The organism is Chamaesiphon sp. OTE_20_metabat_361, from assembly GCF_031364565.1.
This window is the reverse complement of the sequence record NZ_JANLWO010000075.1, coordinates 1-7,901: the sequence shown is the minus strand read 5'-3', so window position 1 is coordinate 7,901 and position 7,901 is coordinate 1. Positions and strand designations below refer to the sequence as shown.

Here is a 7,901-nt window from a genome sequence, read left to right as displayed (position 1 = left end):
ATTTGCATTTTATCTGCCATAACTTTTGACTATTATTTAAGTTTTGAATTTGCGGTTAATCGCTACTAACCAAGTTAGGAAAAATTCAGCGATTCATAATCTTTCAGAAGTTAGATCTGCGATCGGTCAAAAGGTAGAGATTTTAGAGGCTGTTTTGTTACCTGTGACAATAAAAAATCCTCCCTAACCCCCTTTGTAAAGGCGACGGTGTATACACAAGTTGGCTAGAGTTCGTTTTGATAATAATTTAGAGTTAATGCGGAGATCTACACCCCACCCAACCTCCCCTTGGAAAGGCTACCGTGTATACACAAGTCTATTAGAGTTGATGCGTAGATCTGTACCCCACCCAACCTCCCCTTGGAAAGGGGAGGAGCCGACTTATCGTCGATTAAAATGCCTCTAGATCCTCTGCTTAACTAGTATTTGTCCCCTCCCCTGCTTGGTGCGCTTCACTGTCGGGGAACAAAGGACGGTGCGCGCATCCGCTGCTTGGTGCAACACATGCGGAGGGAACCTCCGCGTGGTTGCATCCGCTTTATAAGGGGAGGGCTGGGGTGGGGTAGAGGGGCTATGCAGCAACTTTAACAGACTTGTGTGTACACAGATTCATTACCTTTTACCCCTCACCCCTAGACCGCCACCACTTCATACTGCGTCCGCGCATATTGCCCCATCGGTTGATATTCAGGAACTAGCTCGTGCAGAGCCGATACACATTCAGTAACCTCACACTCAGCCGCCGCATCCAGTAAATTGGTAAGTTGAGGAGCGAGTTCCTGCCAAGCCAATTTGGCTTCGCGAGCGCAGAAAATTTTGGGATGTCCGGTTGGTACTGCGGCATTACAGTCGATCAGTAGCTCCTCATAGATTTTCTCACCGGGACGTAAGCCGACGATCTCGATCGAGACATCGCGATCGGGTTCCATCCCATGTAGGCGGATCATCTGGGTTGCCAAATCGAAAATTTTGACAGGTTCGCCCATATCGAGCAAGAACACTTCACCACCTTTTGCCATCGCCCCTGCTTGAATCACCAGCGTTGCCGCTTCGGGGATGGTCATAAAGTAACGAGTAATATCTATATGTGTCAGGGTGATCGACTTACCAGACATAATTTGTTCGCGAAAACGCGGTACGACCGAACCACTACTGCCCAGGACGTTGCCAAACCGCACCATTGTAAAGCAGGTAGTATGGTTGGGCAGATCGGCTAAACCTTGTAAAACTAACTCGGCAACTCGCTTGGTTGCGCCCATGATATTCGTCGGACGCACGGCTTTGTCTGTGGAGATCAGCACAAATTTTGATACCCCACAGGCGATCGCACAAGTCGCTGTAGTTAGCGTACCGCTGATGTTATTGACAATGCCTGATACTGGATTGGCTTCGACGATCGGCACGTGTTTGTAGGCGGCGGCGTGATAGATCGTTTGGACGCCATATTTTTCCAAAACTTGGGTGAGAGTTTGAGCGTCAGTTACCGAACCCAGACAAGCAACCTTATTGAGGTGGGGATAATTCTCGCCTAGTTCGAGATCCATCTGATAGAGCGCAAATTCGTGTAGCTCATAGACAATGAGCATTCTAGGCTGTTGCTTCGCAATTTGACGACAGAGTTCCGAACCGATCGAACCCCCACCACCCGTAACTAGGACGACTCGATCGGTAATGTCATGCTGCAACAGTTCGGGACGTGCGGCAATTGGTTTACGTCCGAGTAAATCTTCGACATCTAGTTCGCGGACTCTGGAAACCGACACATGACCGCTCAAAATTTCGGCAATACTGGGTACTGTCTTGACGGGTACTCCCAACACTTGCAGCTTCTGTAAAATATCGCGTTTGCGATGACCTTCGAGGGACGGCATTGCCAACAGGATTTCATCAAAGCCAACATTTGCCTTGAGCTTCAGCAGTTCGGCGGGTGCATAAACGCGAATCCCCTGAACGTTGCGACCTTGGAGATCGGGATTGTCATCGATAAACCCGACTGGACGCTTGCCATGCTCGCTGACTAGAGCTTGGGCGAGGATACAGCCAGCGCTGCCTGCACCGTAAATGACGACACCGTTGTCCGCACAGGGATGATTGATCTGGCGCATCCGTCCCCACGTCAATCGTACGCACAACCTAAACGCGATCGACAATATCAGCGAGAGCATTCCATCGACCAGTGCCACCGAAGCTGGAATCGCCGGATTAAAGAACAAATTGGCAATTATTGTCGTCGCCAAAAAACTTGCGGCGATCGCTTTGGCAATTGGAAAGATCGATCCACCATCGATGTAGCGCAATACCTGCTGATAAATCCCAAAATACCAAAACAATCCAATTTTAATTACGATCTCGACGATCGCAAAATCACCAAGCTGTACAAATTGTAAGGCAACAAGGTCAAATCCATACTCGAAGCCGATCGCCGCCGTAATTGAGATCAGGAACAAACTGATGTCTATCGACGTCAGGATTGTATACTTCTGATGATTGGAAAGCGCATTGACAAGTTTTTCAAGAGTCGCCGCAGTAGCTTCAATACTCAACAAAGATCGGCTGTTAGTGGACATGGTATTATGACACAATCGACGGTTTTTAACAAGTTGAAAATCAAGTTTTAATCAAGTATGAAACTCGATTTATGACCTTTGCCAATACGATCGCAACTGATGTTGTAGTGTAATGTAAGAGGTTGTTGCTTGATGAATTGAAGTAATCTAAACCGAGCAATCTTGGTAAGTAAGGACTGCAAAAAACGGCTTGCAAAAGCTTTCTCAATACATCTAAAGTATATTTTTTTGCTCCAAATGTACTCAGCCAAATCTCTGAACTTATTTGGAGCTAGGCGCAAGCTAACCGATTCACAGTCTGGAATGTTTAAATCTTCGATCGAGTGCATCCGTGAACTCAACCGATGGATAAAACAAACCGACCCGAAAATCGATTGTTGTGTAAACTTATAGTAAACAGCCATCTTCTCGCGATTCCGGAAAATTGCACTAAAATGTTAAGTGTTAACTTTTCCAGTGAGGGGTGTACCAGGGAAACCATGAATCAAAACAGCCAAAAGTCTCATCTCAAACATGCTCAAATCGGTCGCATTGCATCTTTAATGCTGGGATCGGTCTTCACAGGTGTTCTTGTTGCCATCAGCCCTGCATTGGCAGCACCGACTACGCCAAATAATAGCAATTCATTAAGCAAAGTTACCGCATCGGTACCTTTGGCAAAAGCGATCGAGGCAACTAAAACCACTGCTCCCGCTGCAACACCAGCGACTAACCAAGTCGCTCAAGCTAGTGACGTTGCTGGTAACTGGGCAGAACCTTTTATCACAGTTTTAGTTCAAAAAGATATTATCAAAGGCTATCCTGATGGGACTTTCAAACCCGACCAACCCATCACTCGCGCTGAGTTCGCCGCTCTACTAAACAAAGCTTTCGACCTGCAACCAATCCGTGCCGGACGTAAATTTAAAGACGTACCCAACAATTACTGGGCGGCAGAAGTCATTCAAAAAGCTTACCGCAGTGGATTTTTAGCTGGATATCCCGGTAGCTTTGGGCCTAAGCAAAACTTACTCCGGATTCAAGGTTTAGTCTCCTTGGTCAATGGTAGTAAACTGGCAACTGCTGGCGAACTAGACCTCAACAGCGTCTTCGCCGATGCCGCTCAAGTTCCCAGCTACGGTCAAAACGCCTTAGTTGCTGCAACTCAAAAATGTATCGCTGTCAGCGTTGAATACGACAGCAGCCGCTTACCTGGTGGTAACTTTGGACCAAATACAGTCGCAACTCGTGCGGATGTAGCTGCTTATATCCACCAAGTTTTGGTTGGTGCTGGCAGGTTGCCTGCGCTAGATGCTTCTAGCCCAGCGAATAAGTACATCGCATCTTGTCCTCAAGGTACCTACGTCACTACAATTCCCACAACTCCTCCACCAACAGCGGCGGCAACTGCTGATGAAGCGATCGCCAAATTAAGTATCCCCGGTCAAGTACCTGCGATCGCCAGCAGTGGCGGCGTGAGTACTTTCCCTGTCGGCGGTCTGGGTACTCCCACAGCCTTCGGTGCAAATACTGGCTTCTTCCTCGGTGCGGGTTATCAAAATCAAACTCGTCCGAATATCTACACTAATAATCCTGGTGGCAAGAATCCAGAAACCTACGCCTACTCTGTCGGTCTTGGATTAGGTGATTCTCGCAACTTCTTAGGTTTAGAGACTGTAGCTACTACCTACAACCGACAAGGTGCTAATTCTTTCGAGAACGGTGGGATCAGCTTCAAAGTTCACAAACTCCTCGGCGACAACTTTGCGATCGCGGGTGGTTATGAAAACGCGATTACCTTCGGCAGCAATTCCGGCTTCGGTGGAAATAATCCTGATGGTGGTGTCAATGGTGGTCGGACTGGCTACGGTGTAGCGAGCGTCATCCTCAATCCCGATCCCAATATGGGCTTCTTTAGCAACACCACCTTATCAGTTGGTGCTGGTGCTGGTCGCTTCCGTACTGTGGGCGACATCCGTGCCGGACGCGACACGATCAACGTCTTTGGTAGCGTTGGCACTCGGTTATTCTCCAATGTTTCGCTAGTTGCTGACTGGAACGGTCAAGACTTAGGCGTTGGCCTACCCATCTCGATTCCTTTTGGTGGTGGTACTTCCTTCCAAGTTACCCCAGCATTAGTGGATCTAGTTAATAGCGAAACTGGTGGTTCTCGCTTCACTGTCAGCGGTGGTTTAGGCTTTAACTTCTAGATCGCAGCTCAATTGTTTCCCTGTTGGAAATTTGAGGATCGCTCCTCAAATTTCCATTGTTCTTATTTATTCTCTTCATCATGGTCGCAAACATGAAAATCTCGGCTTATCTGTTAGGAATGGGTGCTGTAGCTACTTTAGCAGCACTAAATATCGCTCCAGCTCACGCTCAAATTGGTAATGGTTCCGACAACGGTAACACCTTTAATTCGATCGTCAATACTGGTGGTGGCGGTGTCGTGGGTGGTGGCAGCCCAGCTTATGCAGCCCCCAGCCAAAGTGCTGTCAACCAATTTTCGCAATCTTTAAGTGCGAACACAGTTGGCGATGCGGCAACCTTTGATGTGATTAATGGCGCAGCCCCTGCTCCGTTAGTTGCGGCATTATTACCTAGTGGAGTGCCTGCTGATGGCGCAACTGGCAAAGCTGCGGCTACTCTAGCCAGCACCGTTCAAGGAATGCGATCGGCTGATGGTAATATCGATGCGACTAAACTGAATGCCTCAGTTGGTGCTTACAACGAATACATCAAAGCTTATGTAGGCGAAGTCGGCCCCGAGAAAGCTCTTAGTGACGCACCTAACGGTCAAAAAGCCTTACAAGGACTTTTGGGTCAATTGATTCAAATCGCCAACCAATCGGCACCTGCTGATTCTTCAGCACCACCAGCATCGGCACCGCCAGCATCGGCACCGCCAACTACAGCACCAAGTAACTCAGTGCCTACTCCTCCTCCAGCGCCTGCTACTCCAGTTGCACCAGATCCTACTACCCCACCTACCCCTCGATAGGCAGTAGAAATCTAAGTAATTTACTGATGATTAGTTAGTAAATACAGGAGCAAGAAAAATGATTTTTCTTGCTCCTGTTGTTGTTTGAGGGTTGTCTCGAATAATGGCAATATCGATGCTGCCCAGTTCAATGCGTCGGCGATGGTAATCCACCTGCGGTATACTGATGAGGCTTGGCAGATCTGTAACAGTCAATCTTTGATGAGATGCCTCATCGAGCAGTCCTCACTTCATCCCCGCTAATTTATCTTGGGAATCGACCTTCGCAGCTACGTTTTTATCGATCGCTTGCAGCGCCAACACGCGGCTTATCTGGGTACTGAAGCTCAGGGATTTTTGCCATTGCCATCGGATTCCTCCTTGTGGATCGAGGTGTCACCGGGAGTGGAAATCAATCAAATGATGGATATTGCCCTCAAATCTGCCCAGGTAAAACCGGGCGTGCAAATTATCGAGCGGTTGTATGGACTAATGGAAATTCATGCCAGCAGTCAAGGTGACGTTCATGCTGCGGGACAGGCAATTTTGGCATATTTGGGCGTCCGGCAAGCGGATTGTCTCAAGCCGCGCGTCATTTCGAGTCGGATCATTCGGAATATTACCGCCCATCACACTCAGATGATCAACCGCAGTCGGCGGGGAAATATGATCCTCGAAGGACAGACTTTATATGTATTGGAAGTAGAGCCAGCCGCCTATGCGGCGATCGCCGCTAATGAGGCGGAGAAGTCAGCGACGATCAATATCCTCCAGATTTCGGCTGTTGGTGTCTTTGGGCGGCTGTACTTGGGTGGAGAGGAGCGGGACATCAAAGCGGCGGAGTCGGGGATTCTGGGAGTACTCGAAAGTTTGCCGGGGCGTCCTTTTCCAGAGCGCACCAAACAGGAGTAGGCAATGGGTGTGAGTGCAGATGAAGCGTTGCGGCTGGGCGCAATTGCTTGGCTGGAGTGGCGCGGGCAGCATCCAGGAGTGCCAGATTTGAGCGGTGCCCGTTTGATGGGGCTGAATTTACGCGGGGCAGATTTGCACGATGTCGATCTGCGCCGATCGAATCTAAGTGATACTAAGCTGGTAGCTGCCAATTTGAGTGGGGCGAGTCTGAGTAATGCGATCCTCGATCGCGCCGATCTCGTCGATGCTAATTTAAGCTCGATCGAAGCGATCGATTTTCAGGCAAAAGCGACAGATTTGCGGCGGGTGCGGCTGTGTCATGCCAATTTAATGGGCAGTAATTTAACTGCTGCCGATTTGCGAGCTGCGGATCTATCGGGCGTCAATGCGATCGCAATCGATCTGACAGGGGCACGGTTGCGGGGTGCCGATCTCGATCGAGCTAATTTGCATCGCGCCACCCTCAGTTATGCCGATTTAGTTGACACAAATTTGGCTCACGCCGATCTGAGCCAAGCAATTTTAGCTGAAGCCGAACTAGGTGCGGCACATTTGTATCGGGCTAATTTGACACAAGCACGGCTGATTCGAGCGCATTTAGTTACTAGCTATGCGGCGTTAGCCACTTTCGATCGCGCCCATCTGACTGGTGCCGATCTGTCTTGGGCAAATTTGACTAAGGCTAGTTTTGTTGGGGCGATTTTAGTCAAGACAAATTTGACTGGAGCGGATTTGAGTGGTGCCAATCTCGCTGGTGCAGATCTGACGGACGCCAATCTGATGGGTGCCAATCTGAGCTACACAGATTTGCGAGGGGCAATTTTTACAGGTGCGAATTTGACAGATACTATTTTTACAGGTGCGATCCGTTAAATTAATTGAGTAAGAGGAGCCTGGAGACTAAAGTCTCGGCACACGCAAGCAAAGTCCGCCTGTCTGTCTTGTCTCGCTTCCATGGTCGGGAAACCCGACCGGAGCGAGCCGCTTGTCGCGCTAAACCCGGAGGTTTCCTCCGGAGCGCGCGCCGCTACGCGGACTAATATCCTAGTCCGCTTTACAAACCCTTCTTGCGCGATCGAAAACTCACGCAGCCCTCACCCCGCCAGATCCTTCGGCTCTGGCTCCCCTCTGTCTTGATTCGCTAAACCGTCGGGGAACCCGACGAGCGCGAATCGCTCCCAAGCTTGGGAGAGGGGTTGGGGGTGAGGGCAGGGTTCGTATGTTGTACAAACCGGATTTGGTATTAGTCCGCGAAGGCGGACTTCGCATCACTAGCCCCGATTTTAATCGGCGGCACACCCAGACGGCTTGACACTTCAAATTATTACTAATCGCGATCGGTATTTCGATCGAGGTATTGGATATTCTGCGCTGAATCTGGGAACACTAACTATGTAACGATCGAAACTAGCTCGAACTGTGGGGTTGCTGCGCCCAGCTCGCACGCAACCGAATTCACGCTC

The 7,901-nt window shown here is 49.4% G+C and carries 5 protein-coding genes; 4 read left to right on the top strand and 1 reads right to left on the bottom strand.

Annotated elements, in window-relative coordinates:
* Nucleotides 1–632: 632 nt before the first annotated feature.
* Nucleotides 633–2,567 (bottom strand): nucleoside-diphosphate sugar epimerase/dehydratase, encoded by a 1,935-nt coding sequence (locus RMO35_RS02000; protein ID WP_309738198.1) that lies wholly within the window; start codon nucleotides 2,565–2,567, stop codon nucleotides 633–635.
* A gap of 479 nt (nucleotides 2,568–3,046) precedes the next feature.
* Between RMO35_RS02000 and RMO35_RS01995 the strand changes: the two genes are divergently transcribed.
* The 4 genes from RMO35_RS01995 (at nucleotide 3,047) to RMO35_RS01980 (ending at nucleotide 7,311) form a co-directional block, all read left to right on the top strand.
* Nucleotides 3,047–4,756 carry an S-layer homology domain-containing protein gene (locus tag RMO35_RS01995; RefSeq protein ID WP_309738197.1) on the top strand — a complete coding sequence of 570 codons (1,710 nt, stop codon included), beginning with the start codon at nucleotides 3,047–3,049 and terminating at the stop codon, nucleotides 4,754–4,756.
* Between the two features lie 92 nt (nucleotides 4,757–4,848).
* The gene (locus RMO35_RS01990; RefSeq protein ID WP_309738196.1) at nucleotides 4,849–5,547 is read left to right on the top strand and encodes a hypothetical protein; all 699 of its coding nucleotides are present in this window, start codon (nucleotides 4,849–4,851) and stop codon (nucleotides 5,545–5,547) included.
* 249 nt (nucleotides 5,548–5,796) lie between these two features.
* Nucleotides 5,797–6,438: a hypothetical protein gene (locus RMO35_RS01985; RefSeq protein ID WP_309738195.1), complete on the top strand. Its 642-nt coding sequence runs from the start codon at nucleotides 5,797–5,799 to the stop codon at nucleotides 6,436–6,438.
* Between the two features lie 9 nt (nucleotides 6,439–6,447).
* Nucleotides 6,448–7,311: a pentapeptide repeat-containing protein gene (locus RMO35_RS01980; protein WP_309738193.1), complete on the top strand. Its 864-nt coding sequence runs from the start codon at nucleotides 6,448–6,450 to the stop codon at nucleotides 7,309–7,311.
* Nucleotides 7,312–7,901: the final 590 nt, after the last annotated feature.